Source organism: Lewinella sp., assembly GCF_050633125.1.
In the GTDB taxonomy this organism is placed as follows: Bacteria; Bacteroidota; Bacteroidia; order Chitinophagales; family Saprospiraceae; genus Lewinella.
In genome coordinates this window covers 1-26,651 of sequence record NZ_JBOEFX010000015.1, presented here as the reverse complement: position 1 = coordinate 26,651, position 26,651 = coordinate 1, and the positions used below count along the sequence as shown (strand labels likewise).

Annotated in this window: 23 protein-coding genes and 2 pseudogenes; 12 read left to right on the top strand and 13 right to left on the bottom strand. The window is 42.3% G+C overall.

Annotated elements, in window-relative coordinates:
* Nucleotides 1-14: 14 nt before the first annotated feature.
* Nucleotides 15-905, bottom strand: coding sequence for an IS982 family transposase (locus ACRBG0_RS03415; RefSeq protein WP_431485523.1), 891 nt, complete (start codon nt 903-905; stop codon nt 15-17).
* Between the two features lie 107 nt (nt 906-1,012).
* Between ACRBG0_RS03415 and ACRBG0_RS03410 the strand changes: the two genes are divergently transcribed.
* The 5 genes from ACRBG0_RS03410 to ACRBG0_RS03390 all read left to right on the top strand — a co-directional run bounded on the left by ACRBG0_RS03410 (nt 1,013) and on the right by ACRBG0_RS03390 (nt 5,757).
* A complete protein-coding gene (locus ACRBG0_RS03410; RefSeq protein ID WP_431485522.1) occupies nt 1,013-1,441 on the top strand; it encodes a hypothetical protein in 429 nt (142 codons plus the stop codon).
* A gap of 267 nt (nt 1,442-1,708) precedes the next feature.
* Complete coding sequence (locus tag ACRBG0_RS03405) at nt 1,709-2,911, top strand: glycoside hydrolase family 27 protein (protein WP_431485521.1); 1,203 nt, start codon at nt 1,709-1,711, stop codon at nt 2,909-2,911.
* Nucleotides 2,912-2,935: 24 nt separating this feature from the next.
* The gene (locus ACRBG0_RS03400) at nt 2,936-3,991 is read left to right on the top strand and encodes a helix-turn-helix domain-containing protein (RefSeq protein ID WP_431485520.1); all 1,056 of its coding nucleotides are present in this window, start codon (nt 2,936-2,938) and stop codon (nt 3,989-3,991) included.
* 62 nt (nt 3,992-4,053) lie between these two features.
* A complete protein-coding gene (locus tag ACRBG0_RS03395) occupies nt 4,054-5,076 on the top strand; it encodes an NAD(P)-dependent alcohol dehydrogenase (protein WP_431485519.1) in 1,023 nt (340 codons plus the stop codon).
* Between the two features lie 33 nt (nt 5,077-5,109).
* Entirely contained in the window at nt 5,110-5,757 is a 648-nt protein-coding gene (locus ACRBG0_RS03390) for a hypothetical protein (protein ID WP_431485518.1), read from the top strand.
* A gap of 504 nt (nt 5,758-6,261) precedes the next feature.
* Here ACRBG0_RS03390 and ACRBG0_RS03385 read toward each other — a convergent pair.
* On the bottom strand, nt 6,262-6,903 hold the full coding sequence (locus ACRBG0_RS03385) for a reverse transcriptase domain-containing protein (RefSeq protein ID WP_431485517.1): 642 nt from the start codon (nt 6,901-6,903) through the stop codon (nt 6,262-6,264).
* Nucleotides 6,904-7,610: 707 nt separating this feature from the next.
* Here ACRBG0_RS03385 and ACRBG0_RS03380 point away from each other — a divergent pair.
* Nucleotides 7,611-8,675 (top strand): hypothetical protein, encoded by a 1,065-nt coding sequence (locus ACRBG0_RS03380; RefSeq protein ID WP_431485516.1) that lies wholly within the window; start codon nt 7,611-7,613, stop codon nt 8,673-8,675.
* Nucleotides 8,676-9,005: 330 nt separating this feature from the next.
* On the opposite strand, the gene ACRBG0_RS03375 is transcribed toward ACRBG0_RS03380, so the two are convergent.
* From ACRBG0_RS03375 to ACRBG0_RS03360, 4 genes are all read right to left on the bottom strand, one after another.
* Nucleotides 9,006-11,435, bottom strand: coding sequence for a helix-turn-helix domain-containing protein (locus ACRBG0_RS03375; RefSeq protein WP_431485515.1), 2,430 nt, complete (start codon nt 11,433-11,435; stop codon nt 9,006-9,008).
* A gap of 362 nt (nt 11,436-11,797) precedes the next feature.
* Complete coding sequence (locus ACRBG0_RS03370; protein WP_431485514.1) at nt 11,798-12,016, bottom strand: DUF1761 domain-containing protein; 219 nt, start codon at nt 12,014-12,016, stop codon at nt 11,798-11,800.
* A gap of 5 nt (nt 12,017-12,021) precedes the next feature.
* Nucleotides 12,022-12,249 (bottom strand): sigma-70 family RNA polymerase sigma factor, encoded by a 228-nt coding sequence (locus tag ACRBG0_RS03365; protein WP_431485513.1) that lies wholly within the window; start codon nt 12,247-12,249, stop codon nt 12,022-12,024.
* On the bottom strand, nt 12,242-13,015 hold the full coding sequence (locus tag ACRBG0_RS03360; RefSeq protein WP_431485512.1) for a hypothetical protein: 774 nt from the start codon (nt 13,013-13,015) through the stop codon (nt 12,242-12,244). Before ACRBG0_RS03360 ends, ACRBG0_RS03365 begins: the two co-directional genes overlap by 8 nt.
* Before the next feature lie 375 nt (nt 13,016-13,390).
* Between ACRBG0_RS03360 and katG the strand changes: the two genes are divergently transcribed.
* Nucleotides 13,391-15,604, top strand: a complete 2,214-nt coding sequence (katG, locus tag ACRBG0_RS03355; protein WP_431485511.1) for a catalase/peroxidase HPI — start codon at nt 13,391-13,393, stop codon at nt 15,602-15,604.
* A gap of 95 nt (nt 15,605-15,699) precedes the next feature.
* Here the strand turns inward: katG and ACRBG0_RS03350 are convergent, their stop codons facing one another.
* Nucleotides 15,700-17,346 (bottom strand): glucose/sorbosone family PQQ-dependent dehydrogenase, encoded by a 1,647-nt coding sequence (locus ACRBG0_RS03350; RefSeq protein WP_431485510.1) that lies wholly within the window; start codon nt 17,344-17,346, stop codon nt 15,700-15,702.
* 463 nt (nt 17,347-17,809) lie between these two features.
* On the opposite strand from ACRBG0_RS03350, the gene ACRBG0_RS03345 reads away from it, so the two are divergent.
* The 5 genes and pseudogenes from ACRBG0_RS03345 to ACRBG0_RS03325 form a co-directional block, all read left to right on the top strand.
* Nucleotides 17,810-19,045 carry an Nramp family divalent metal transporter gene (locus ACRBG0_RS03345; RefSeq protein WP_431485509.1) on the top strand — a complete coding sequence of 412 codons (1,236 nt, stop codon included), beginning with the start codon at nt 17,810-17,812 and terminating at the stop codon, nt 19,043-19,045.
* A 116-nt stretch (nt 19,046-19,161) separates the two neighbouring features.
* Nucleotides 19,162-20,208: a polysaccharide lyase family 7 protein gene (locus tag ACRBG0_RS03340; RefSeq protein ID WP_431485508.1), complete on the top strand. Its 1,047-nt coding sequence runs from the start codon at nt 19,162-19,164 to the stop codon at nt 20,206-20,208.
* Between the two features lie 268 nt (nt 20,209-20,476).
* Nucleotides 20,477-21,481: a sugar kinase gene (locus ACRBG0_RS03335; RefSeq protein WP_431485524.1), complete on the top strand. Its 1,005-nt coding sequence runs from the start codon at nt 20,477-20,479 to the stop codon at nt 21,479-21,481.
* Nucleotides 21,482-21,541: 60 nt separating this feature from the next.
* Nucleotides 21,542-21,913: pseudogene (locus tag ACRBG0_RS03330) on the top strand (hypothetical protein); the annotation flags it as partial.
* A 2-nt stretch (nt 21,914-21,915) separates the two neighbouring features.
* Nucleotides 21,916-22,274 (top strand): annotated as a pseudogene (locus ACRBG0_RS03325) (hypothetical protein); the annotation flags it as partial.
* A 22-nt stretch (nt 22,275-22,296) separates the two neighbouring features.
* On the opposite strand, the gene ACRBG0_RS03320 reads toward ACRBG0_RS03325, so the two are convergent.
* From ACRBG0_RS03320 to ACRBG0_RS03295, 6 genes are all read right to left on the bottom strand, one after another.
* Nucleotides 22,297-22,914 (bottom strand): hypothetical protein, encoded by a 618-nt coding sequence (locus ACRBG0_RS03320; protein ID WP_431485507.1) that lies wholly within the window; start codon nt 22,912-22,914, stop codon nt 22,297-22,299.
* The gene (locus tag ACRBG0_RS03315; protein ID WP_431485506.1) at nt 22,907-23,899 is read right to left on the bottom strand and encodes a YHYH protein; all 993 of its coding nucleotides are present in this window, start codon (nt 23,897-23,899) and stop codon (nt 22,907-22,909) included. Before ACRBG0_RS03315 ends, ACRBG0_RS03320 begins: the two co-directional genes overlap by 8 nt.
* A 48-nt stretch (nt 23,900-23,947) precedes the next feature.
* On the bottom strand, nt 23,948-24,574 hold the full coding sequence (locus ACRBG0_RS03310) for a DUF6702 family protein (protein ID WP_431485505.1): 627 nt from the start codon (nt 24,572-24,574) through the stop codon (nt 23,948-23,950).
* Nucleotides 24,575-24,692: 118 nt separating this feature from the next.
* On the bottom strand, nt 24,693-25,001 hold the full coding sequence (locus ACRBG0_RS03305) for an EF-hand domain-containing protein (RefSeq protein WP_431485504.1): 309 nt from the start codon (nt 24,999-25,001) through the stop codon (nt 24,693-24,695).
* A gap of 108 nt (nt 25,002-25,109) precedes the next feature.
* On the bottom strand, nt 25,110-26,198 hold the full coding sequence (locus tag ACRBG0_RS03300) for a YHYH protein (protein WP_431485503.1): 1,089 nt from the start codon (nt 26,196-26,198) through the stop codon (nt 25,110-25,112).
* 194 nt (nt 26,199-26,392) lie between these two features.
* Nucleotides 26,393-26,651, bottom strand: a 259-nt coding sequence (locus tag ACRBG0_RS03295) for a DUF5694 domain-containing protein (RefSeq protein ID WP_431485502.1), incomplete at its 5' end; no start/stop codon positions are given.

Sequence of the window (26,651 nt, the reverse complement as noted above, 5' to 3'; positions counted from 1 at the left end):
ACGTGAGGTTGGGGCTATTGGAGCAGTTTTGGCAACCAAACACTTGGTTTTTGATCCATGAACGAGTAAGCAGCTAAAGCGCCCAGCATATGGCTCATCGCATTTCGAGGGCTACGATGTCGAGTATGATCAATGTCAAAAACAGTCATAAGAATATCGAAAACAGATTCAATTACCCCTCTTTTAAACATCTGATATTTTTCATTTAGCGGCATCAGTTTGTTCTTCATGTTCTTTCTGATTTTAGTTACCAATTTTAAACCTTGCTCGTATAGTTCTTCAAAAATTCTGGAAAGGTATCCCTTGTCTCCGTAGCAATTACCTTGAAGTTTGGTAAGCAATGTCCTAAGCACTTCCGGATTAGAGTCAGACACGCTTCCAGTGGTAAAGGTGAAGGACATTATTTGTCCAAGATTATTGATGACCATATGAACCTTTAAGCCGTAAAACCACCCAGTAGAAGTCTTCCCTCGTTCGGCTATATCCTTGAAAACCTTATGGTTGTGTATTCTTCTATTGTGACATACTGGTAGCTTTTTAGAATCAATGTAGTAGATCGAGGTAGCTTCTGAAGTCAATGTCATCCATTTAGAAAACGCAAAAAGATGGACGGTTGATTTGCTGATTAATTGCAAAAATCGTTTGTAAGAAACTTGGTTAGGGAAATGTGATGTAAGCTCAGTCTGCACTTGTTGCTCATAGTAATATTGAAAACATTTATAACCGGAATAGTGGTAGAAAACAATGATAGACAAAATTTCGCTGACCTCCATTCGCCCTTCAAACCTGGGTACTTTAAATTCAACTTTAGGTTTGGTGTCGAGCCACCGTTGGAAGTCTTGGCAAAAATCGTCTGCTGCGATAAATATCTCGATTAGTTTATCTTCTTTATCTTTGGTGAGCATGAGGTAGGAGTTGGATTGGAAGGGGTTCGAATATCTTCCAATGTACCAATTTCCTGCCTCATCTATTATAATAGTCTGATTTGAAGCTTATTAACCCCCAACCTCACGTGTCAATTAATAAATCTTTTCATTACACTGATCAATATTTATTGGTCATAGATGAAGATACTACATATGGTAGGGAGAGTTTATACTTTGATGAAATACGAATTAAGGTAGCAATTCAAGGCCTGTTCTTTAGTGAAGGTAAAGAGTATGGTTTTTCAAAGCATGCAGATGAAATAAGGATTAACAGACTAACTACTTGGTTAATTAATATTATTCAAGAAGAGAAACCTTCAGAATATATAGAATTGAACTTTATATTATGTTTTTGTAAAGATCAAGCTCAAGCAAAGTCTGCGTTTAGGAGATTGGTGAATAAATTGAGTGTTGAAGATTTGAAAGAGCTGAGAGAAACAGGAGTTCAAAATATAGAAAACGAGAAGGTTCTGCAGATGAAGGATAGACTTATGAGTGAGATAAAGAAGAAATAAAGGACTGTCGAGAACAAAGCTTGTGCGACAAGCCTCGTACCTCGGCCTGCGCTCAAGCCAGAGTTGCCCAAGATACTCCGCTGCGCTCCGCATCTTGAACAACGTTTTTCGGGCAAGCCCGTGTGGCACAAGCTTCTCCGCTCCGCTCCGAACCTCGTACAACACGGGACATGCGGAAATTCAAAAATTTTCTCGGTTGCGCCGGAAATTTCCGAACTTCGCATGTCCCGAAAAACGTTAGCGGTCATTGAATAAAATCAATAAATAATGAAAAAAATCATATTAATACTATTTATCGCACTGACGACAAGTGCATTTGGTCAAAAAGTTGAAAATCTTGCATTAACTCCGCCTTTGGGTTGGAATAGTTGGAACACTTTTGCAACAGATATTAATGAAGATTTAATAAAAGAGACAGTTGATGCTATTGTAGAAAGTGGACTTAAAGATGCGGGGTATGACTATGTAGTATTAGATGACGGTTGGATGGCAAGACAAAGAGATGAAAATGGGAAGTTGTATGGAGACCCTGAAAAATTCCCCAGCGGAATGAAAGCATTGGGAGATTACATACATTCCAAAGGGTTAAAATTTGGAATTTATAATTGTGCAGGAAATAAAACTTGTGCTGGGTACCCTGGCAGTAGAGGGCATGAATTTATAGATGCGGCAACTTATGCTTCTTGGGGAGTGGATTATTTAAAATATGATTGGTGCAATACAGAAAAATTAAATGCAGAAGGAGCTTATATGACCATGCGGGATGCTTTGTATGCAACAGGCAGACCTATTGTGTTTAGTATTTGTGAATGGGGTGATAATAAACCTTGGGAATGGGGTGAAAAACATGGTCATCTATGGAGAGTAACTGGAGATATAATAAATTGTTGGGATTGTGAAATAGGTCATGGCTCTTGGTCATCTTGGGGTATTTGGAAAATTATCAATATGAGAAAAAATATTCGTAAATATTCAGGACCAGGGCACTGGAATGATTTTGACATGATGGAAGTTGGTAATGGAATGACTGAAGCGGAAGACAGAACTCATTTTACAATGTGGGCATTACTTGCTTCTCCCCTGATTATGGGAAATGATGTCAGAAATTTGGATGATGCTACGCTAAAAACACTATCTAATAAGGAAGTAATCGCTGTAAATCAAGATAGTTTAGGAATACAAGGATTGAGATTTAGTAATGAAAACGATATTGAGATTTGGATAAAACCTTTGACTAATGGAGAATGGGCATTAGCATTTGTAAATATGAGTGAACAACCTAAAATCTTGAAATTTGATTGGTTAAGACATAAAATGGGAGATGATTTGAATCAAAGATTTTTAGATTTCAAAAAAGAAACTTACAGCATTCGTGATTTATACGGACATAAAATAATAGGTAATACAACCACAGAATTGAATGCAGAAATAAAATCCCACGATGTATTGTTTATAAAATTAGAAAAATAAAGAAAACGACCGCTAACAATGTATATGATGGTCATGCCCAGCAAAAGCTGGTCACGCCACATATACGAAACCGTTGCCCAAGATACTCCGCTGCGCTGCGCATCTTGGGCAACGTTTTTCGGGCAAGCCCGTGTGGCACAAGCTTCTCCGCTGCGCTCCGAACTTCGCATGTCCCGAAAAACGTTAGCACCAATTGCAAGAAAGAAAAAAGTCAGAGAACAAGGCGTAAACTATATGGCTCAAAAACTTAATCAAATCACGTTGTATGAAAAACCACTTTTCACTTGGTATGAATTATCGATGCCCATAGAGAAAGAATTTAGTTTACCTTCCGAATCTTGTTTTGCCTTTATTCTTGAAGGTAATAATCAGGATGTGACAAAGTCAGGATTTTTAGCTACAAAAGGAACAGTTATTCTTTCGTTATGCGGTAAAACAGTTGGACGTAGTTTCTCAACAATTGAAACTGGATACTTAAGTACTATTGTTGTTCATTTTAATCAAGACGTACTGCATAAAGTTTTTGATGGCGAAAAGCCAAAATTATGGAAGGAATTGGATTATCCCTTAAAAAAAGACAGTTTTCAAGAAGACGCTTCTGCCTTAGTAAAAGCCTATTTTTTGAGTATTGCCAAGTTTTTTGAACACAAAGCAGCACTAAGCGAGGAAATTTTGGCGGTCAAGTTAAAAGAGATTATTCTCCTCCTCCTGCAAACTGAAGAGTCATCACACTTGAATTTAATTATAAGACGTTTATTTTCTGATAGATTTTTTTCATTTAGGGAAGTCATTGATGCTAACTTGTATGAACCATTAGACCTTCAACGTTTGGCAACTATGACAAACAACAGTATGGCTTCTTTTAAGAGAAATTTCAACAAAATATACGACAGCACACCAGCTAAATACATCACTCAAAAAAAGTTGGAAAAGGCACGAAGTATTTTAGCTTTTTCGCAAAACTCCATAAAAGAGATTTGCTATGATTGCGGGTTCATTAATCCATCCAGTTTTTCACGAATGTTCAAAAATGAATATGGCTGTTCTCCTACCGAGTTCAGAAAGAACCTCAATGAATGATAATTGAACCTACTGGCAATGGTCGAATCACCGCTCTCTAATAAATTTGCATCAAAAAGAATATGCAAAATTTAAAATTAATGCGTGCTATCATTTTTCGAGACTATGGCGACCCTCAAGAAGTAATGGAATTTGTGGAAGATTTTGAAATTCCTACACCCAATAAGAATGAGGTTTTAGTGAAAGTAGAATGTGCCTCCGTTAATGCGGCTGATAGGTATATTGTGCGAGCTAATTACTTTATTATTCGGATGGTTTTTGGATTGTTCAGACCTTCTAAGAAAAAGAGAATCTTAGGAATGGACATAGCAGGGACTATTAAAGGCATTGGAAAAAATGTTAAGAGTTTTCAAATAGGTGATGCGGTCGTAGCTGATATCCGAAAATCCTTTGGAGGAGGCTATGCAGAATACGTCATTGTAAATGCCAAACATTTGGTGAAAAAACCTCAGGAAGTTTCTTTTGAACAAGCCTGTACTGTGCCTATATCTGGTCAAGCCGCAATGATGGGAATGATTCTTTGTGACATAAAGCGAGGCGATAAAGTGTTGGTTAATGGTGCTTCGGGAGGTGTTGGCTCTTTTGGCATTCAGATAGCAAAAGCTCAGGGCGCCTATGTAGCAGCAATCTGTTCAACCAAAAAAATAGAAGCTGTAAAAAGTTGGGGAGCAGATGAGGTTGTTGATTATAAAAAAAAGGATTCAATCAAAGCTTTAATAGGAAAAGAGTTTGATGCTGTTTTTGATACAGCATCTTTTGAATGCCCAGGCCGATACAAACAGATTTTGAACAAAGATGGTAAATATGTATTAGTAGGTGGTGATTTTTACAATATGCTTAGATTAAAATTTCTTGGTCGTTTTAGTCGTGGTAGTCAGAAATTTATGGCTGTAACTCAAAAGGTTACTGTTACAACAAATATAAAAACAGTACTTAAGATGATTGCTGATAAAAAGATAACGCCCGCTATACAAAAAGTGATTCCACTACAAGATGTACCGGGAGCCATTCATAGTCTTGAGCAGCGTACCGTGATTGGCAAAATAGTGGTAAACTTAAATAAGGAAGTCTCAGACCATTCATAAGAAAACTGGTGCTAACAACGTGTATGATGTTCATTGCCAGCAAAAGCTGGCAACGTCACATACACAAGACCGTTGTGTGCAACCCTTCGGGTAAAAGAAGAAATCACAGTATTGAAAGACCAAAAATATATAATATTATTAATTGGATTATTTGCTTTATTCTTCCAGAATTGTGAGAATAAATCGATGTATAATAACCAAGAGGAAAGCATATATGAAAATAATTCATTAATTGAATCAACTGATAATCAATTCAATAAATCAATTAATAGTACACGATTGGTTGATTACCAATTAAGTGAAGAAAGGATTTATTGGGATGCGATAATCCCAGATTCATCAAATTATGATTGTAGCATTTTGATTAAGCAAAATTATTTAGAATACTGGTATCATGGTCAATGTGTCCTACTATTTTTTATAAATAATCATGAAGATAAAATTGAGTTATTATGGTCTTATAAAGTCGATTGCCTAATAGATTTACCTTTTCTTTCAAATGAAAAAACGATCAACTCTTATCCTATTCCCTTTTCTCCATTTGCGAGTTACGTCTTAATTGAAAGCGATAAAATAGAAGTAACATATTATTATGAAAAATGGATAAAAGAAATAAATGAAGTTACTGGCGACACTATTTTTCCTAAACATTTTTATCTTAGAAAGTCTATATATGAATGACAAATAGTTTTTCTGTAAGTTGAAGAACTACTTAACCTATAATTATTACTAGATGATAGAATGTTATTCTGAATTAATTAAGTTATTCATTTGTTTTATAGGAATATTTGTTCCCCTTATTAGATTTATTAGTTTAAACGTTTACAGAAGATTTTTTCGCCAATTATTTACTATTGCTATTATCCTTCTCCCTATGTCGGTGCTATTGTTGAATGTTATTCCTGATAAATTTTCGTTACTTTTAACAGGCCCTATATCCTCGTTGATAATTTTATATTATGGAGAATATTTATATTTACAGCTAACTGGAGAAGAAATATTCGAAGCTGATGAGAATTCATTTAATGAAGAAGAAAACCCTTTTTTTATGGGTTTGTATAATAGTATTTTGTTTACATTAGCCATAATGTCATCTTGGTGTGTTTATTTGATTTTCTCTTAGTTTGCTGAGTGAAAAATGATAAAATTAAGAATGCACACAACAATGGCGCAGCGTCAAGTTCTTTATCCAACTCGTGGAGTAGGATATTCGATAAAAGTGGACTTAAAGGGCCACCTTGTGGCGTGCCTTCTCTTCGGTTTTGCACTACACCATCCTTGAGTAATCCACTTTCGTAAGTAACGGCGGATCAGCCGGAGAAGGTTTTTACCCTCTGTTCGTTGGCTGACAAGGCTCATGAGTTTATCATGATTGACATGGTCAAAGAAGGACTTTAAGTCCAGGTCTATGATCCACTGCCTGCCTGCGTCAATGTACTCGGTGGCTTGGATTAAAGCATGGTGCGCACTCCGTTTGGGGCGAAAACCGTAACTAAATATGGAGAAATCTTTCTCCCAAATCGGGCTAAGTACCTGATGAATACCTTGTTGAACAAGTCTGTCCATGACCGTTGGAATCCCTAATTGTCGGAGACCACCGTTCGATTTGGGTATCGAGACACCCCTGACAAGCTGTGGAAGGTAGCTACCCTCCAGCAGTTCGGTTTTGATCTGCTCCCAATGGTGCATGAGTAAGCGAGGAAGGTCTTCTGTTTTCACGCCGTCTACGCCCGCAGTTCCTTTGTTGCGCAGTACCGAATGATAGGCATTGACAAAGCTTTGTCCGCCTACCACCCATCGCATTAAGTTGTCGTGTTTTCGATCCATCAAAAAAAAACTTCGTTTTGCCTTTTGTGTACCTGTTCGCTGCACCAGCATCCACCGTTCGGTTTCCTATTTGGTGCAAGAATCAGATCGCTAAAGGCGGTTCCATGTTCAGCCCTTCGCAGTTACCCTCTCTGTGCTCGCTGCCAACTACTCGGTCGGTCATTAAGCACAGGTTTGGCTCTACTACTATGGCTTCGGCTGACTGGTCGGCTTCTAGTAAAACGAAACTAGACCGATCTCTCCCCCGGTAAGAACACCCGCTTTCCGTCTAATCCGGCTGCATCTACTATCTTGGAATTATTGCCTACGAGCTTTGGTATGAAGTGCTACCTTACCCTTCCCAAATAGCCTCTTATACAGTTCCTGTTCGTCCGTTCAGACTTTTGCAGTCCTGCTTACTTCAGACCTCACCTCGCGGTAAACGCCCTTGCGGCTTGCTAACTGGCTTTGGCAATTTGCCAGTAAGGGACTTGCACCCTTTAGCGTGTTGGGTTTCCCCAAGTTTATTCCCTATTTTGGGAACGGTGTCCATTCGAGGCACACACTTAGCTTGTGCGATCATACCCGCCCGGAGTTGTATTCCACTCGGTCATATAGTTGGTGCGGTACTTGCTCTGCGGTGTATTTGGCGATCATTGGTGTAGAGGGGCGGGTACGTCGCACAAGCCCGAGTTAAGTGCAATTAAATAACCAAATAAAAATAAATTATGGACGATTTCAAGCGAAGAGAATTTATAAAACTTAGTGCTTTAGGGTTTGCAGGCATAGCTCTACAGCTTAATTCCATTTCTTCACATGCACAGTCGGCTAACGCTCATTTTGGAAAATGGAATAATGACACCAACCTCAATTGGGATGCTTTTTTAGAACGTCTTACTCAATTGGCAAAAACTCAACACCAATCACATTGGAACCAAAAATTGTATACTGAACAAGTAAAACAATTACTTCTTCAATGCAATTTTCCAGAATTTGAAAATATCAAAAAGGAAATTGAAGCTTATGAAAATAAGACACCAAACTGGTTTGAAGCTGCAAGTTTACATAGGGAAGTAGATTTTCAGGTATCTCTATTTCAATTCGAAAAAGGTGAATATATTCCACATCATGATCATCCAGATATGACCGGGGTTATCAATGTCGTTTCTGGAAATATATTGGCCAAAAATTACTCAGTAGAAGAACAACTCTCTACCTCCAGAGAAATAATAAAAAATGGGCGGAAAGAGATTATGCAAAAGTGTACAATCAGAGAAGTTGGGAATGAAATTGTTGAGGGAGGGAATGTGAGTATTCTTACTGCACACGAAGGAAATATCCACTCAATCATGCCCAATAGATACACTCAAATGATTGATGTGTTTACTCCAGCTTATAAGCAGGACACAAATACCATTTGGTATAATGTAAATGAAGATGGATTTCATGGGGGGGATAAAAATGTATTCGAAGCAGAATATGTAAACAAGGAACTATCGGAAGTTAATACTATAAAGCTGAGTAAAAGGAAACTAAATCGATATGTGGGCTCATATAAAATGAATGAGAAAAGCTATCTAAGGGTCTTCAGGAAAGACAATGGAATTATTTTAGAGCGAACCCGTAGCTTGGATACACCTGGTATGCAAATGAAATTGTTGCCTTATGAGCAAAACAAGTTTTGGGTAGAAGGCCAGGATATTCGTTGTACTTTTAATGTTGACAATAAAGCCTCTGAAAGCCTTACTTTATTTATTGGTGAAACAAGTATTACCGCGAATAAAATAAAGTAATATGCACTTAACAAAGGCTAAAATGTTCATAGCGGCTATGCGCTGCTACGCTATTTAGCCAGACCGTTGGCTGCAATGAATAATATTCGCTCTTTTCTATCGCCTCTTCTAAAGCAGAAAGGAAACTTGTATGTGAAAATACATGTAGTAGTAAATGTCACATTATCGGTATGATTGACGATTAGAATAATAAAAGTTTATGATAAAATGGTAGTATTGCATAAAGTGTGTCTAACAAAACGCAGCGAGATCATGCCTTGAACCTCCTGTGTAACGAACCTGTTTAGCCCCCAGGCAGGCCTGTGAATTTCTAAATTTCCTTCCAATCCCTCACTCCAAAAACTTCCGCACCGCTCGCAAAGCACCATAACTGTACTTTTCTTCAAAATGCCGGAATACCTCACCCAGGCTGAGGTCGGGATGTTCTAAAAGGTAGGGCGAAATGAGGTCTATTTCCGCCTGACTGACCAAAACGGTAATCGGCAAATCACCCGTACCTACCCAATGCGCCAGGTGGCCACTGATGGTACCTTCGGTCAGTTCGCGTTCAGCGGCAATTTCAGCGACCGTTTTTCCGGCCAAGTGCAGGTCGAGGGTCAGCTTTTTGGTGTCGGGTTTGGGAGGCGCTTTAGCAGCAGTAGAAGCAAAATCCAAAAGATCGGGTACCAGCTGATGCTCCTGTACATAAGCGGTCACTATGTCCAGCACGGCCTCGCCATGATCGGCCAGGCGTTTCTTGCCGAAGCCACCCACCCGCAACAACGACTTGCTGTTGGTGGGCAATACCTGCACAATTTCCAGCAGTGTTTTATTGGCAGCAATGGTATAGGCCGCCACCTCTCTTTCTTCGGCTTTTTCCAGCCGCCATTTTACCAATTGTAGATACAATTCGCGGTGGGGCAAATCTTTGGGTATACCCGACAATTTGGGCTGCTTGACCGGCTTCTTTTCAAAGTCGATCTCGGCATTGGCCTTGGCTTTGATGTAGGCGGTAGGGTCAAAACCCGTATTGATACTTTCAAACAAGCGCAACTTGGTGAAAACCAGCAGCCGTAAGTCATACAACCGCTCATCTACCTGTTTGCGGACATTTTGGTTATCGGTGAGGATATTAAATGATTGCAGTGTGGGCAGCAGTTGGTCGCTCAGGTAGGGAATGAAATAGAGCGCAGCTCCTTCCAGGCGTTCCGCTAACTTTTCGTGTTCCGTCGGCAGTCCGCCTTCGCGGAAATAAATTTCCAACCAGGGGAGGAATTTATTTCCAATCGTCCATACCTTTTCGTCCATCTCTTGCAACAGTATTTTAAACTGCTCCGGGCCGTCGCCCTGAATAGCTCTTTCGTGTTCCAGCAACGCGCGCAACAACCAGCGAGCCGCTTTTTCGACCACCGAAAAGTTGAACAATTCGCGTAAGCAATCGGCTTGATACAACTGCTTGTCGACCAACAATTGCGCTTCGGTAGGCTGGTTTTCTGCCGCCGTTTCCGAGTAATTGCGCACGACGGTATCGGTGCGTACACTGCCCGAATCGATAGGCGTCCGCAGTACAATACCTTCAAAGGTTTTGCAACGACTGAGGGCTACGTATACCTGACCATGCGCAAAAGCAGCTTGGGCGTCGATGATGACCTTATCGAAAGTCAGGCCCTGGCTTTTATGAATGGTAATAGCCCAGGCCAATTTAAGCGGATGTTGCTCGTAAGTGCCTACTACTTTATCCTCTATCTCTTTGGTTTCAGGGTTGAGTTCGTACTTGCGATTTTCCCAGATGGTAGGGTAAACGTCGATAGGTGCTTCGTCGGGGCATTCTACCGTGATGTGGTCGCCAAAAATATCGGTAATCACCCCAATTTTACCGTTGTAATACATCCTGTCGGGATAGCTGTCGTTTTTATTAAACATGACCTGCGCGCCCTCTTTCAAGACAATCTGCTCTTCGTTGGGGTACATTGATGTCGGAAAATCTCCTTCGATAACAGCCTTGAAAGTGTATTCGCGCCCTGCTAGCTGTTGCAGTTTTTCTGTATTAATTTGGTGTGCTGTTTTGTTATGAGAGGTAAGCGTAATGTAGCCTTCATCTTCGGCTGGACTAAAGTCGGGCTGGTACCGCTGGTTGAGGGTCTTCAGGCTGGTGGGATCAATATTGTTGTTGCGTACTTTATTGAGTAATTCAATAAACTGGCTATCTGATTGCCGATAAATGTGGGTAAGCTGAATGACCGTTGGTGCCGCTTGCCGCAAGGCTATACTGCCAAAAAAATAAGGCGTAGGATAGTGGCTTTGCATTTGATACCATTCGTCGGGCCTTACTACCGGCGGCAATTGATGAAGGTCACCAATCATGAGCAGCTGCAAGCCGCCAAAAGGGGTACTGGCTTGTCGGAAACGTTTGAGTACCGCATCTACGGCATCCAGTACATCGGCTCTGACCATGCTGATTTCATCAATAACCAGTAGGTCAAGCCCTTTGATAAGGTCTATTTTTTTACGAGAGAACCGCCGTTTACCAATCTCCAGTCTCATGCTCTCAGGCGTCATCATCCCAAAAGGCAACTGGAACAAGCTGTGAATCGTCACCCCTTTTGCATTGATAGCCGCCACGCCGGTAGGTGCCACCACCGCCATCCGCTTGGGTATCTCCTGACGTACCCGATGCAGGAAAGTGGTTTTACCTGTACCGGCCTTACCCGTTAAAAAAACATGGCGTTTGGTCTGGCTAATGTACTCGAAGGCCAGTTCCAGCTCAGGGTTGGTTTCCATAAATAGCGAAATAATTCGTATCGAACTAATGTCTTTAAAGCAAGAAAGCAAAGTAAGTGTTTTAGGAACAGCACAAAAACAATAATGGTATTTTCTCTTTTCTCTTCTGGTATACTGTCTAGTAACCTTTAATAGCATCTCTTTCCTGAGGATAATAGGGGCCATGGCGGTAGTGGTGTTGCGTTGCAATCACCACTACGCCACCGGGCTGTCTGGTCGCTATCGCTTCCGGCCATCCCTTGTCCTTGCGCCATCCTGGCACCGCGCTCCAGGCCCTGCCTTACGCGCGAGGTGAAGGCTGCCCACAGTTGGAAGGAGTCTTGCAGATGCCTTCCAACTTAATTGGGATTAGCGCACAGGCTCTAATAAACAGGAATGCCGCCCCACTTAGAGATGATGCAAGCCATTAAAACCAATGAAATAGCCCAGAATCCGGCATTAATGAAAAAGTACTTCATGCCTTTGCGTTCAAAAATGACGGCGTAGCCTAAGATTGGAACGACAAAAAACAATAACGCAATAACCAGACCGTGGGAAATGCCATGCTGAAGGGTATGGAAGTTTTCGCCGTATTCCTGCATGAATGCTAGCGCTGTCCCTCCTTTAAATGTTTTTTTGCCGTGTTGATGGCAATAGAAAACACCCAGGTCTTAAAACTCGATTCCTCCTTAAAAGAATCGATGTTTTTATCAACTTTCAGGTAGGTATCCTGAATAATGTCTTCCGTGTCCTGTTGATTCGTTACTAATCTGAATACAAAAGACTTGAGTTCATCTTCTACTTGAAGGTATTCTGATTGGTAGTTTTTATTCATCCTTTTTCTTTTCAATATCCAAAGTTGTAAAACTATTCCCGATAAAGAAACCGGATTTTGGGAAATGATGCTCGATATTATCTAGGGCATTCTTTTCGTAGGATAGCCAAGTGTCTTTAATACCAGCAGTTGATAAGAAATCAATGAAGTAGGCCTCTGCAATATAACCATCGTCATTTATCCAATGCTGGATGATTTCATCAATGCGGAAGAAGGTTTGTTTAAATTTCCCTCCACTGTATTTGCCAAAAGCTATTTGCAGCGCCTGTTTTTGATCCTCCGTTATTCCGGTCAAAGGAGCAATGAAATCCAGGTAGAGTAAGATCAGGTACAACCGGGAATGCCCTTCTTTTTCTAATTCATTCAGAAGGTGGTCTACCATTGGGTATTCCTCCGCGTCATAGAACTGTTCTGATGGATAACCCATCAAAAGGAAAGGTTTTGCAATTTTATGATGTTGGAAAGTAATGTTTAGGTATTTAATGATAGTTGGTAAAAACTGCTGCGTTTCCTTGTTCAAAGAGGTTCCCGAGGAAACCTCTCTGAAGCCTTTGATTTGGGCGTCAATATGCAGCAATTCATGGGCAAAAGCGGCTCGGGGGAAGGTCGTAGAACAGTACTTTATGACAACAGTATCCTTTTCAACAGAGGAACTCCAGGCTTCTTCTCGCCAATCTTGATTTTCTATCAACTGGATCTCAAAATGATCTTTGATTTTGGCGTAAAGCCTTTCGTTTTTGCGGTCAATTAATGTTTGTATTTCCATTGCAGGTTTTGTCTGATTGGGCTTAATTATTCGTTATCGCGCTACCTTAGAACAGTTCTAAAGTAAGACTTTTCTTCATTTTATTGTTGACTTTTTAAAGCGGTAGAGTGTATTATACAAGTAGAGAAAGGTGTAATTCTATGTATAAGTTTTTCTTATACTCGGATAAATGCTATAGGTAATAATTATCGTAATTTTGATTCGTCATTATTGCGCAGAAAATACATAGAGCCTTAGTTAGCTTCGCTGCTTCTTCGAGGTCTTTGGGGTTTTTCAAATAGCCGAAACGCTTTAAATGAATCGCTTAGGCAGCTTTTTGAAAAACGTCGGCTCAATTTATTTTTGTGCTGTTCTTAAACAATAAAAAATATCCCAATGGAATCTAATAAGCCTTCAGACCATCCAACTGGTAATGGTGTAAACAAATGCCCATTTATGGGCGGAGAGACTAAAGCCAGCGCAGGCGGTGGTACCTCTAACCGTGATTGGTGGCCAAACCAATTAAAATTAAACATTCTTCGTCAACATTCTCAGCTGTCTAACCCGATGGGCGAAGATTTTGATTACGCCGAAGCGTTTAAGCATTTAGACTTGGCTGCGGTAAAGCAAGATCTTTATGATCTAATGACGGACTCTCAGGATTGGTGGCCTGCCGATTATGGCCATTACGGACCATTATTTATTCGGATGGCCTGGCACAGTGCTGGTACTTACCGTATTTCTGATGGCCGTGGTGGTGGTGGTTCTGGCAGCCAGCGTTTTGCACCACTCAACAGTTGGCCTGATAACGGCAACCTGGATAAGGCACGTATATTATTATGGCCTGTTAAGCAGAAATATGGTAACAAAATCTCTTGGGCAGATTTGATGATCTTGGCAGGTAACTGTGCCTTGGAGTCAATGGGCTTTGAAACCTTCGGTTTTGGAGGTGGACGCGCAGATATTTGGGAACCAGAAGAAGATGTTTACTGGGGTGCAGAAACCGAATGGTTAGGTGATAAGCGCTATACCGGTGACCGGGAACTGGAAAACCCACTAGGTGCCGTACAGATGGGACTTATCTATGTGAACCCGGAAGGGCCTAACGGAAACCCAGACCCACTTGCTTCGGCGGTAGATATTCGGGAGACCTTCGGCCGGATGGCTATGAACGACGAAGAGACGGTAGCACTAGTGGCTGGCGGACACACCTTTGGTAAAGCACACGGTGCTGCTGACCCAGATGAATATGTAGGAAGAGAACCTGCCGGAGCGAGTATCGAAGAGCAAAGCTTAGGCTGGAAAAACACCTTTGGTACCGGGCACGGAAATGATACGATCACGAGTGGTGTTGAAGGCGCATGGACGCCTAACCCTACCCAGTGGGATGATGATTATTTCAAGGTATTATTTGATTACGAATGGGAATTAACCAAGAGCCCGGCCGGAGCACACCAGTGGACGCCTACAAAAGCTTCTGCTGCCCGTATGGCACCTTCTGCTCATGATGCATCTAAGACCGAAGCCTTGATGATGACCACGGCGGATATGGCATTGAAGTTGGACCCTATTTACGAGCCTATCTCCAGGCGCTTTATGGCCAATCCAGATGAGTTCGCTGCTGCGTTTGCTCGTGCTTGGTTTAAGCTAACGCACCGCGATATGGGGCCGGTTGTTCGTTACCTGGGTGCTGAAGTACCTACGGAAGAGTTTATCTGGCAAGATCCAATTCCTGCCGTGACCCACGAATTGATCAACGATAATGATATTGCAGCACTGAAAGAAACGATTTTAGCTACCGGGTTGTCGGTATCAGAATTGGTAAGTACTGCTTGGGCTTCAGCAGCCACTTTCCGTGGTTCTGACAAGCGTGGTGGAGCCAATGGCGCTCGTATTCGTTTGGCGCCACAGAAAGATTGGGAGGCCAACAACCCAGCTCAATTGGCAAAAGTGCTGGAAGCATTGGAAGGCGTTAAAGCAGCTTTCAAGAAGGAGGTTTCTATGGCCGACTTAATTGTTTTAGCAGGTTGTGCTGGTGTAGAAAAAGCGGCTAAGAATGCTGGCCATGATATCACCGTACCGTTTACCCCTGGCCGTGGCGATGCTACACAGGAGCAAACAGACGTGGAAGGTTTTGCACCACTAGAGCCGAGAGCAGACGGATTCCGTAACTACTTCAAGCCTGTATATCAAGTTACAGCAGAAGAAATGCTGGTAGATCGTGCACAGTTGATGACTTTAACTGCTCCTGAAATGACGGTGCTTTTAGGTGGTATGCGTGTATTGAATACCAACTTTGATAATTCTCAGCACGGGGTATTCACCAAGCGCCCTGAGGTACTTACCAATGACTTCTTTGCGAATCTACTCGATTTGGGTACTACCTGGAAAGCAACTTCGGATGCCCAGGATGTATTCGAAGGCCGTGATCGCAAGACGGGCGAACTCAAGTGGACCGGTACTCGCGCTGACCTGATCTTCGGATCGAATTCAGAGCTTCGCGCTATCGCAGAAGTTTATGGATGTGGTGATGGTGAAAAGAAGTTCGTAACAGACTTTGTCGCAGCATGGAATAAGGTGATGAACCTTGACCGCTTTGACTTGAAGTAAATGTCAAAAGACATTTGTAATATATTTAAGAGGTGGCTTGGAAACAGGCCACCTCTTTTATTTTGAACTATTAAGCGCAAGCTACTGCGCAACAGCTAATAAACCACTACGCGCTGCGACCAGGATTGAGCTCCTGAAGATAGCATGAGGGTGAAAACACCTGCGGGTAAATCATTGATGTTTAGTTCGTTGATGCCGGTTTGCAAAGTTTCAAATTCACGGATGACCTGGCCTGTCGGATTGATCAATTTGGCACTGAGATTACTTTTGTTTTCTGTTTTTAAATCCAGGTACATGATATTGGACGCCGGATTTGGCCAAACCCTCAAAATAGGGGAGGGGTACTGATCAGCTACCGAAACAGGGTCCTGGTAGGTGAATTTTAAGATTGCTCCCGGATTTTGAAGAATATTGGTGACCGTCAGACCAGTAGGGCCAGAGGTATTGCCACCTTGATCGGTAATTACGTAGAAGGACTTTCCATCAGGATCAAGGACAATATCACGATAGCGGTTTTGGGTATAAAAATGCTGTGTAGTATCACCAACAATGGCCGTCCCTGCTTCATCTAGCTTAAAGCGATAAACCCGACCTCTTTTTAAACTCGTGACCAATAAAGAATTGGCCCACTCCGGAATGACCTCACTTTCGTAAATACCGATGCTGGAAGGAGCTACATTGGGCCGGCAAATCCAGGCATTTTGGCAATCCGGGTTGTTGTAATCATAATCATCCGTAACGGCAAACATGGAAAATAGGGGTTCTCGGAAATTAGTGGCGGAGAAGCTACTCTCTTCTTGCAAAGTGACTCCTGGCGGGCAAGATTCGGAAAAATCGAGACTTTCACAGTCTGTGGCGGAAGACCAGTTGCAATAATCATAAGCCTGATCATCTTGAAAGCCTGCAACATTGGGCCAACCATAATTGTCGCCAGCATAAATGATATTGACCTCGTCATCTGTAACGGGCCCGTGTTCATCAGAGAATAATTGTCCAGAACTAGCTAAGACCATTCCTTGAGGATTACGATGGCCGTAGGTATAAATATGACTTTTTACGCCTGCGATTACGGGGTTGTCATCGGGGATAGAACCATCGGTATTGAGGCGTAGAATTTTGCCAGGGTAGTTGGCCCAATCCCCTTGGTCAATCTCTTCTTGCGTTGGTAAAACCTGGGATAAAATAGGGTCACAATAATTGCTGTTCTGATTATTTCCCTGATCGCCAATGGAATAAAAGAGTTTCTGATCTGGTGTAAAGATCAACCTGCCGGAGTTATGGTCATAGCTGGCGGGCAGATTATCAAGGATAATGGTAGGCGAGGATAAGGCGCCATCATCTCCGGTGATCGTATAGGTGTATCGAACTATCTTTTGCTGCCTTTGTCCGTCAAGAAGGTAGGTGTATGACAGATATACGTAAGGATTATCGCCCAATATACCTTCATGTAAGGCTATGCCCAATAATCCATCCTGACTTGAGCTAGAGAACACCTCGGGAATTTGGAGCAGCTCATCCCGTTGGGCTGTTGCTGGATTTATCCTTACTACCACGCCAGCTTCTCTTTCTGTTACCCACAGGTATCCATCGGGGCCATAATGGAGGTCCCAAGGCTTATTCAATAGGTTGTTGGCCCCAATGGGCGTCATGATAAATGACTCGTTTTGTGCCAGGAGAGTACCGCTTGTTACTAGCAGTAAGAAAAAGAGGAAGGCGTAGTTAAGCTTAGAGGAGGCATGCATATCTTATTGGTTTTATTAATTGTTTTGCAACCACATGAGCATGATGTAGCGCATTTTTTGAGGTTTCTAAAAACGATTCCCTATAAGCACACTTTTCATTTAGGCTATTGTAGAAACGTATTTTTATTATTTCGTTCATCGACTAAAGTTAGGCATTTTTGGGTGTTCGTAAACATCTTTTTGAAGCGCTGTCGCCGGAATTTCCCCTGCCTTTTGAGCTTTTTTAGGCTTGATGAATTAAAGCAATGGAATTTGGTCGGTGTACTATCGTAGCTTACTTTTAGGATACTTCGGCAAGAAATTTATAAATTGGATGACCTCGATAAATTGAACCAGGCGGGTTGCCAAATGCTCCGGCTGAAACGGCGATCATTTCATATTTGTCCAATTTGACTTTTCGGAAGAGTACATTACGAGATGTCAAGACTCATTTTATCGAGAATCACAATTTAAAACCTATAATTTGAAAAAGTTAATTAAAGCCTTGTTAAGCTTCGGTCCCGGCATATTTGCCATAGGGTATACGGTTGGGACCGGTAGTGTTACCGCAATGATTGTTGCCGGAAACAATTATGGGATGGACTTGCTCTGGGTACTGTTTTTTAGCTGCCTTTTTTCAGGAGTATTGATCTATGTATCAGGTAGTTATTATCTGTCGACCGGGGAGACGGCCCTTTATGCCGTTCGAAAGCATTTTCCAATGGGGAAGGGCATTGCGATCGCTATTATAGCGGCTGTCGGGATAGGGCAATGGAATTCTTTGATAGGGATTTTAGGGATTACATCGAATGTCATTTTTGAAATTTTAGTACTCAATTTCCCTGGCCTCGAGGGGCAAAAGTATGCAGTGGTTTTAGGGCTAGCAATACTGATCATCGGTATTTTTTATTTGCTGCTAATTAAAGGGAGTTATACCATCTTTGAAAAAGTCCTGGCGCTTTTTGTCACCATGATGGGCCTGTCATTTGTGTTTACACTATTTTTTGTTTTCCCGCTTCCAGCAGATATTATTCGTGGATTGGTACCTAAAATACCTGAAGTTGAAGGTGCAGGTATTTTAATTGCTGCATTCGTTGGAACCACCATGGCGTCTGCTACCTTCGTATCACGACCCTTGTTTATTCAAGGTAAAGGCTGGACGAAGGATGATTTTCAAACACAGAAAAATGATTCGATCATTGCTGCTATATTGATATTCACAATCAGTGGGTCAATTATGGCTGTAGCAAGTGGTAGCCTGTATGGTACAGGAACGGAAATAACCCACGTTTTGGATATGTCTAAAGCATTAGAACCATCCGTTGGGAAATTTGCTGTGAGCATATTTTTTGCAGGAACATTGAGTGCGGGGCTTTCTTCCATCTTCCCGTGTATGATGATTGTTCCATTGATGTTTGGGGATTATAATTCGGGGAAGCTGGATGTTACCTCAACTCGGTTTAAGGTGATTACCGGGATCGCAAGCATCCTGGCACTTAGCGTACCGGTTTTTGGTTTTAACCCAATTCAAGGACAAATATTCACTCAGGTCTTTAATGTTTTTGCACTGCCGCTGGTAGTGGTTAGTTTCCTGGTTTTGTGGAACCGCAAAAACGCTGGTCTACCTACTGGGCGCTGGCTGACCAATATTATACTTGTTGGTGCTTTTGTGTTTTCCATTATCATTATGGTCAATGGATTAAAGGATATTTTTGGATAAGGAGCAGGAGGCGAAGCTACGTTTAGCTGGTGCTGAAGGTGCGCAGCGAATAGCGCGATGGCGAGTCGACAGGCATAGCCAGCTGCCTAATATTTAACCTAAAAGATATTATTACTATGAATATTTTGATGCGTGTATTTTTTCTATCGGTACTGAGTATAGCTGTAATAAGCTGCGGGGCAGAAGCAACCAAAGATGCCGAAAATGCTTCTGAAAGCGAGACCAGATACCCAAGTGATGTAATGCCTTCCGTTGACCAATGGGGTATTTTGCTAGGTAATGGAGAGAGCAGTCGAGATTTAAAGGATTTTGAGCATAAAGACTATTTCTATACGGCAAATGATGGCGCCGAGTGGGTTGTCTACAAAGCGCCCAATGGTGGCATTACTTCCCCGAATTCCCACAATACAAGGACGGAATTGGGCCAAAAGGAAAGGTGGACTCCTGAAACTGGAGGGAAACTGACGGGCACCTTAAAAGTTATGCACGTCTCGACCTCTGGTGATGCCAGGGTAGCTGCTTCTTATTCGGTCGTTGTTGGGCAAATTCACAGCGGAGATGGGCACGAAAACGAGCCATTAAAAATCTATTATAAAAAGTTCCCAGGCCATACAAAGGGGGCTGTATTCTGGAATTATGAAATCAATACAGAAGGTGATAATTCGGGGAGGTGGGATTTTTCAACGGCGGTATGGGGGCATGATATGTCGGTGATCGGTACTGCTCCTGATGCTTACCCCGCAGCACCTGAAGACGGCATTGAGCTAGGGGAGGAGTTTAGCTATGAAGTTAATGTCTATGAAGGCATGATGTACCTCACTTTTAAAAGTGAGGGGCACGAAACCAAGACATTTACGAAGAACCTGTTGGCCTCTGAATATGTAAATAAATCGGATATTCCTCAGCAGATTTTGACATTGTACAGTGTGATAGGTCGTGACGGAACAGAGAAGGAAAATGCTTACGAAGGAGAAGCACAATTTTTTAAACAAGGAGCGTATAATCAAACCAATGGCAGAGAACCTGAGACGAATATGGTTTGGAGCACTGGTGCAGCAACTTTTGACGGAGATGTAGAACAGCAATATGCTAATGGGAGCTACACCGAGGTGTGGTTCAGAGAATCGTCTGTTGGTCCGGGAACGGCTCCATCTCATCAATAAATAGGCTCAAAAGACTAAGAGCTTGTTGAGGAATTTCATTTGGTGAAATACTAATGAGCAAAATGTTTGACTAAATTCTCTTAATACTTACTGATTATCAAGGAATTGAGAACCTGACGTCGGTGCGAAATTTTCATTTACTTGCGGTGATCGTCGCTACACTCCTCGGCGTTAGCCCGCTAAACTCAATTTTAGACCTTGGTCAGAATCTTAATTCGTTGATAATCAGGCTGTAAGTTTTCCAGCAAGCTCTAATAAAACTTATATGATGGCTAAAAAAGTAGTAACATTTGGCGAAGTCATGATGCGTTTATCCCCACCAGGCTATTCAAAGTTTGCGCAAGCAACTTCTTTCGACCTTGTTTATGGAGGTGGAGAAGCGAATGTAGCAATTTCGTGTGCCTATCTGGGTATGAAAGCAGCCCATGTGACCCGTTTCCCAGACAATGCGCTTGGAAAAGCGGCGACTCAATTCTTGCGTCATCATTGGTTGAGTACAGAGCATGTTTTATATGGTGGAACGATGTTGGGCAAGTATTTTCTCGAAAAAGGAGCTGTTCATAGGCCTAGTGAGGTAATCTATGAAAGGGTTGGATCTTCTTTCTCCTTGATTGAACCGTCGATGGTTGATTGGGAAGTTGTTCTCAAAGATGCAGACTGGTTCCATTGGACAGGGATTACCCCCGCCATTTCGGAAGGGGCCGCCATGTGTTGTCTTGATGCCATCAAAACAGCGAACCGGATGGGGATAACTGTTTCGGGGGATATTAATTCGCGCCAAAATATGTGGAAGTATGGGAAAACCATGCAAGAGGTAATGCCAGCGTTGGTGGAAAATTGTGATATTGTAATTACCAGCCGCCGTGGTATTCGTGAAATGTTTGGGCTCGGTGATTTAGATTGTAAATTTCGGGTTTCAGCCAAAGCGTTAATGGACACTTTCCCCAGAATTAAGAAGGTGGTGGGCAAAACCAGAACTTCTGTAAGTGCTTCCCACCAGCAAATACAGGGTAAAATGTGGAATGGAGAGGAGTATCTTAAAACGGAGAGATTAAACATCACCCACGTTATAGATCGTGTAGGCACTGGAGATGCTTTTGCTGCTGGTCTAGTCTATGGATTGTTGCATTATGAGGAGGATATACAAGCTTTGGATTTTGCTTCAGCTGCTTGTGCACTAAAGCATACCGTTCCTGGGGATGTAAATTTAGTATCGCTGGAAAACGTAATAGATTTAATGGAAGGTGATACCTCTGGGGCAATAAAAAGGTAGGTTAGACTTTGGCATTGTGCTCAGGTATTATGTTTCTTCTGTTTAAAAACAGTAATCCCTATGCAACATACAAATACATCAATTCAATTCTTGGGACTTGTTTTCCTTGTCTGCTCAATTGCTACACAGGCGAAATCCCAAGACAGTGAAGCGACTGCGCTTACTAGGGCTACAAAATGGATCAAGATCGATGATTTTGAGTCGCCTGATACTTGGGAACACTGGACCCTGGCAGATACAAAAAACGATACTGATCCAAGGGTCGAGCATCCGCAAGTTACGGAAGTGCGTAGCGAAGAGGATGGGCAAAACAGCTACCTTATAAAAAAGCCCGCTGCTGAAGGAGTTGTAGGCAATCGCAAGGCGCTCAGTTACCTGGAACTACCCGTCGCTGTAGAGGTGGGGGAGACCTACACCTTTTATACCCGGATCNNGCACCTTGATGGTGCGTAAAAATGGAGGGTATGCTAAGATTTTTAACAAGCAAGCCAATAGAACGGCCAAGCCGATGCAAACCAACACCTGGTACGAGGTCTGGTATGTTGTGAATAACGAAAGGGCATCCCAAGGCGGGCAGTCCTATGATGTCTACATTCGCGGGGGCGATGAATTTCCCCAGCAACAGTGCGTATACCTTGGAGCCGACTTCCGAATGCAGCGAGAGCTTCCGCTCATTTACTTCCTCACAAACTGCAACACAGGTCCTGCCGATGGCCCTTATGGCAATGGAGGCTTACGCTATGACGATCTGTACATGGCGGCTGGGGTTGTACTGACGGTACCTCAGTATTAGACCTTTGGTACGGTCAGTACTATTAAATAGGAGTATAAGAGCTTGTACGACTAAGTCTCGTTTTCATGAGAATGATTACAATTAAACTTATCGCGCCAAGCGAAATAAGCCATAGATAGCTATTCTCAGAAGCTGCTGCTTGAAAATTTATCGAAGATTTATAGTTGTTGTTCAAGCTTAAAATGACATGTTCTGCTCTTTCCGCTATATTGTAGGAAAAAATGGTTTGATGATTTTCATTTTCATTGAAAGCAGGAATGTCGACATCAACATGCTCGATCTGTTCTAAAAAAGCGGGAAGCACAAACTTTAGATCTGTTTGATGGCTGCCGAGCTTTATTCCACCTTTTTGCAAGGTGATTTCCTGGCCGTTTACTGATAAACTGAAGTTCCGTTTTACGTAATCAACAATCAATTCCTCAAATTGCTTCTGGTTCATGCCCTCAAGTTCTTGTTGGTCATGTGTTTGTAACAGTGCTTGGTTGATACCATCTTGGCTGAGGTTGACCGTCAATAAACTTGCTTGCTCCCCAGCTTCAAGGTGATACCTTGCTGATAGCGGGTTGTGTCCAAAGGAGTAAGATGGGCTGATTACAAGAATCAGCCCACTAATCATTATTTTTATCAATAGATTATTCATAGCGGAAAGCATTATTTGCAGCGACACCTTTTAGGCATTTAGGAACATTTGCGGCAGCGGTGGTACTCGCTACATAATGATACACCCCATCAGGATATTCATCCGTCTCAGCTGTCCTTCCACCACAGTCATCTAAATCGGTGGGTTCAGCTGCATAAGCATAGATTGGAAATCCATCTTTAGCAAATCCGACCAATTGTACGCCAGTAGTCTGCGTAACATTAGTACAAGCTATTTCTGTAATTCCGTTTGCTTCCAGTACTTGATTTACGACTTCGGGTATGAAGTGCCAATGGTAATATCCGGCGGGGTCGTGGTGGCCACCACAAGGGTCTAAGGAAGGAAAGTTTATTTCCGATCCACCGCCACCAGGGCCGCCCATGGCAGGGCCGTTTATCGCAGAGGGAGGATCTCCGTTTATAGGGATGCCATCCAACGAAAGGCCTATTAATTCTACTTCTGAAATAACATTATTGGTGTTGGCTAATTTGGGCTCAGCAGGGATGATAAAAGTGAGCAAGAGATTATCATTTGCCGCAGCCGCCAAACAGTTGGATTGATCGAGGCTAGGTGTTCCACTTGTGAAATCGTCAATGTTTACAGTACCATCAGCATTGACCATGTTATAACCGTCAGCTTCGATGTCATTCAGTAATTCCGCGGCAAAGACCCTTAGTCCAGGGTTGGTAGCGCCATCGTAAAAGCCCATTCCTGCAACATCATTAATTGTTTCCGGGCAAAATGGGCCATTTTCAACGGGATTACTCGTAAACGTAATCTGGAAACATTCGGCCGAAGTACCATCTTCTAAGGTAGCCGTAATCATTTCGAAAGAAACCAAAGAGCTACTATTGAATAGTGGTTCGGTAATCAAAAAAGCTTCATCTGTTGGAATATCTACGATGACTTCATCATCTGTATTACAGGTCAGCAACAAAAGCGAAAGAAGCAGTGGGAACCCCAATATATAGGTGGATTGTTTCATTGTTTTTGGTTTATAAGAGACTTATTCTGACTTATGATTTTCATACGCTTAAGCATTTTGAAGATTCAATGTTTTCCGCTTTTTAAAAACGAAGTAAATAAGGGACAACATTAGCAGAGCACCTGCAAAAAATAAAAGAGAGAATTTCGTCTCTTCTTGAGCAGGAGTAATAAGTTCAAACTGAGTATCGCGAACCTCTAGTTTGGCGGTATGCCCATTGCTGTTGTTAAGGATGAATTGGTCTTTAGCAAAGCCTTCTTTGAGTACAATTAAGGCACCTTGGTTTCGGGAAATGTCACTAAAGCTACTGTTCTTTACGGCCAGCGATTTAAAAGCCTCAGGGGTACCTGCTACTTGAAAGCTTACGCTTGTTTCGTGACCTAGTTTCACCTGGCCATTTTGTAAAACAGCAGCATTGGTTCCATTGAAAAAAATGGAGGTGTTTTCTTGTACATGCTTGATGACCAAGGCCTGGAACTCTTCGGGCGAAGCATAAGAAGACTCCCCAAAATGTTGTTCTACCTCATATTCGAATGCGGTCAAAGAGGCACGGATTTGCAGAATCCATTGATTTTCACTTTGCTCTACTAATATGGTGGAGGAAAGGTCTGGCTGGTGTGCTTGGGCTCCCATGGAGATAAATAATACACACAGCGTTATTAAGAATTTATTCATGGTTTTCATTTTTAATTAGTTTTTTCTCTGGCCTTTCGTGTGGTAAGTCAACATAAGTCATCCCAGATTTTGATGACAATCAAAATCCTGGATGACTCATATTACATGTTAGAAGGTTTTAACCTCTGGGCGGGCCTTGCCCTCGTTGTGGGCGGGGGGCGTTTTCTACCTCGGCCTGAGTGATGAACCCATCGCTATTACTATCAATTTTCGAAAAGTCGTTTTGAAGAGGCCCCGTCACTTCACTTTTTGACAACTTGCCATCATTATTGGCATCCATTTCTGTCAAGAGCTGAGCGAAACTTGGAGATCCTCCTTGCTGAGACCTTCTTTCAGGAGTACTTTGAGTTGTACTTGTTGCTGTTTTTTGGGAGCCACATCCGACGGCTAAAAGCATAGCGATGGCGGCAATCATTAAGTTTTTCATCTAAGATTTTTTATTTGATTTTTTGAATAAGACTACCAGGCTTAATCCAATCAATAGAACGATTAGGCCTAACAGTAGCCACGGGGGAGGTAATCTGAACTTCGTTAGCTAATTGGCGTAGGCGCCATGCAGGCAGTTGATAAAGTTGTTGTTGCCAGCGGCATCTACGTGATAGTGATAACCTCTGATTTCATCGTAATGCCCTCTACAATCATCTAAATCGGTGGGCTCATCTCCATTGTCATCCAAACGAGCGTAGATACCCTGGCCGTCTAGTGCGTAGCCAATCAGTGGGGCGTGTCCATCACTTTGCGCAATAGAAAAGCTCACTCCTGTAGCTGCGTGGTAGTGATAGCCCTGGTGTACATTGATGTGGCCACCAGCGTCGTCAAATGGAGCAAGGGTGTATGCGCCAAGAATATTATTGACCGGTGCAGGCGCAGAATATTCAATACCGTTTAGTGCAATTCCACGAGTGGAGGGAACATTACTGTCGGGGCCTCCAGGGCCTGTAGCAAAAAATGCAGGGGTGCTTTGTTGTACGGGTGTTATGGGAATTAAATAGGTTTGTGAAAGGTCAGTGATGTACGAAGGGAGACATTCTACACAGAAGTTCTCGTATGCGGCACCTACGTTTGGATTGGCAGCATTGATACAATCCTCTTCGGTTGCTGTGACAAAAATATCGCCGTTAGCATCATACATTTTCCAGGTAGCATCGTTGTAAAAGGTTGCCATGTTTTCGATAAAAGCACCATCTACATCATAAACCTCTCCACTTTCTAACCAGATTCCTCCAGCACTGGCATCATCGGAGATGTTTTCAGGGCACCATGGCCCCATTTGGTGGTCTGTGGGTGCGCTATTGGTGACGATTTGGTAACAATTGGTTTCGGTTCCGTCAGAAAGGGTACAAGGAACTGTTGTTACGGTGATATTCGCATTTGCTGTTGTAAAATAAGAAGGGTCAACGGCTAATACTGTACTCGCATCATTGGTATCTGTATTGTCTGCCACATAACCATCGGGTTGTTCACAGTCACTTAGACTGACATCGGGGTTGCCTAATCCGTCACCGTCGGCATCCTGATACCAAGTCGATGTTGTACAAGGCATATCGTCTTCTTCACAAGAAGAAAAGAGAACAATAGAAAGCCCCAGCAGAATAGCGAAAAAAGAGAAAAGAGAATGTTTCATTTGTCGTTTTTTAGAGCGTGTCAGGAAATCTCAAGCCTTTGCTTTCTTTGATTTAGGATATTCGTTTTTTAGCAAATGAAATATCCCAACACGTTTTTTATTGGTTTCTCTTTAGACTACACGCTGTTTAGAATCCTGCGGGGGGAGGTGTTTTTTTCTTATAGATATCGATTTGGATAATTATTGGGAAGGTTTTAGTTTTTTGTTAAAAAATCCCAGCTTGAAGCAAGCTTAAAGTCAGGGGTGCTCTCAAAAAGCATATCCAGGGTCCATTTATGATTGCTTCCGACGATAATGAGGATACGGTCTCCTGGTTCAGCTATTTGCAAAACGTTGCTCATCATTCTCACGTTCCTCCTGTACCATCTCCCCAGCCAATCTGGGCCGATCCAGTTTTCTTGTATACCAACCCTGACCTCGTACATGTGCATTCTCTGCGCATTGATTCGTTGA

Coding starts and splice junctions, on each gene's coding strand:
- ACRBG0_RS03415 (WP_431485523.1), bottom strand. CDS start 905: ATGCTCACCAAAGATAAAGAAGATAAACTAATCGAGATATTTATCGCA.
- ACRBG0_RS03405 (WP_431485521.1), top strand. CDS start 1,709: ATGAAAAAAATCATATTAATACTATTTATCGCACTGACGACAAGTGCA.
- ACRBG0_RS03400 (WP_431485520.1), top strand. CDS start 2,936: ATGATGGTCATGCCCAGCAAAAGCTGGTCACGCCACATATACGAAACC.
- ACRBG0_RS03395 (WP_431485519.1), top strand. CDS start 4,054: ATGCAAAATTTAAAATTAATGCGTGCTATCATTTTTCGAGACTATGGC.
- ACRBG0_RS03385 (WP_431485517.1), bottom strand. CDS start 6,903: ATGGATCGAAAACACGACAACTTAATGCGATGGGTGGTAGGCGGACAA.
- ACRBG0_RS03380 (WP_431485516.1), top strand. CDS start 7,611: ATGGACGATTTCAAGCGAAGAGAATTTATAAAACTTAGTGCTTTAGGG.
- ACRBG0_RS03375 (WP_431485515.1), bottom strand. CDS start 11,435: ATGGAAACCAACCCTGAGCTGGAACTGGCCTTCGAGTACATTAGCCAG.
- ACRBG0_RS03370 (WP_431485514.1), bottom strand. CDS start 12,016: ATGCAGGAATACGGCGAAAACTTCCATACCCTTCAGCATGGCATTTCC.
- ACRBG0_RS03365 (WP_431485513.1), bottom strand. CDS start 12,249: ATGAATAAAAACTACCAATCAGAATACCTTCAAGTAGAAGATGAACTC.
- ACRBG0_RS03360 (WP_431485512.1), bottom strand. CDS start 13,015: ATGGAAATACAAACATTAATTGACCGCAAAAACGAAAGGCTTTACGCC.
- katG (WP_431485511.1), top strand. CDS start 13,391: ATGGAATCTAATAAGCCTTCAGACCATCCAACTGGTAATGGTGTAAAC.
- ACRBG0_RS03350 (WP_431485510.1), bottom strand. CDS start 17,346: ATGCATGCCTCCTCTAAGCTTAACTACGCCTTCCTCTTTTTCTTACTG.
- ACRBG0_RS03340 (WP_431485508.1), top strand. CDS start 19,162: ATGAATATTTTGATGCGTGTATTTTTTCTATCGGTACTGAGTATAGCT.
- ACRBG0_RS03335 (WP_431485524.1), top strand. CDS start 20,477: ATGGCTAAAAAAGTAGTAACATTTGGCGAAGTCATGATGCGTTTATCC.
- ACRBG0_RS03320 (WP_431485507.1), bottom strand. CDS start 22,914: ATGAATAATCTATTGATAAAAATAATGATTAGTGGGCTGATTCTTGTA.
- ACRBG0_RS03315 (WP_431485506.1), bottom strand. CDS start 23,899: ATGAAACAATCCACCTATATATTGGGGTTCCCACTGCTTCTTTCGCTT.
- ACRBG0_RS03310 (WP_431485505.1), bottom strand. CDS start 24,574: ATGAATAAATTCTTAATAACGCTGTGTGTATTATTTATCTCCATGGGA.
- ACRBG0_RS03305 (WP_431485504.1), bottom strand. CDS start 25,001: ATGAAAAACTTAATGATTGCCGCCATCGCTATGCTTTTAGCCGTCGGA.
- ACRBG0_RS03300 (WP_431485503.1), bottom strand. CDS start 26,198: ATGAAACATTCTCTTTTCTCTTTTTTCGCTATTCTGCTGGGGCTTTCT.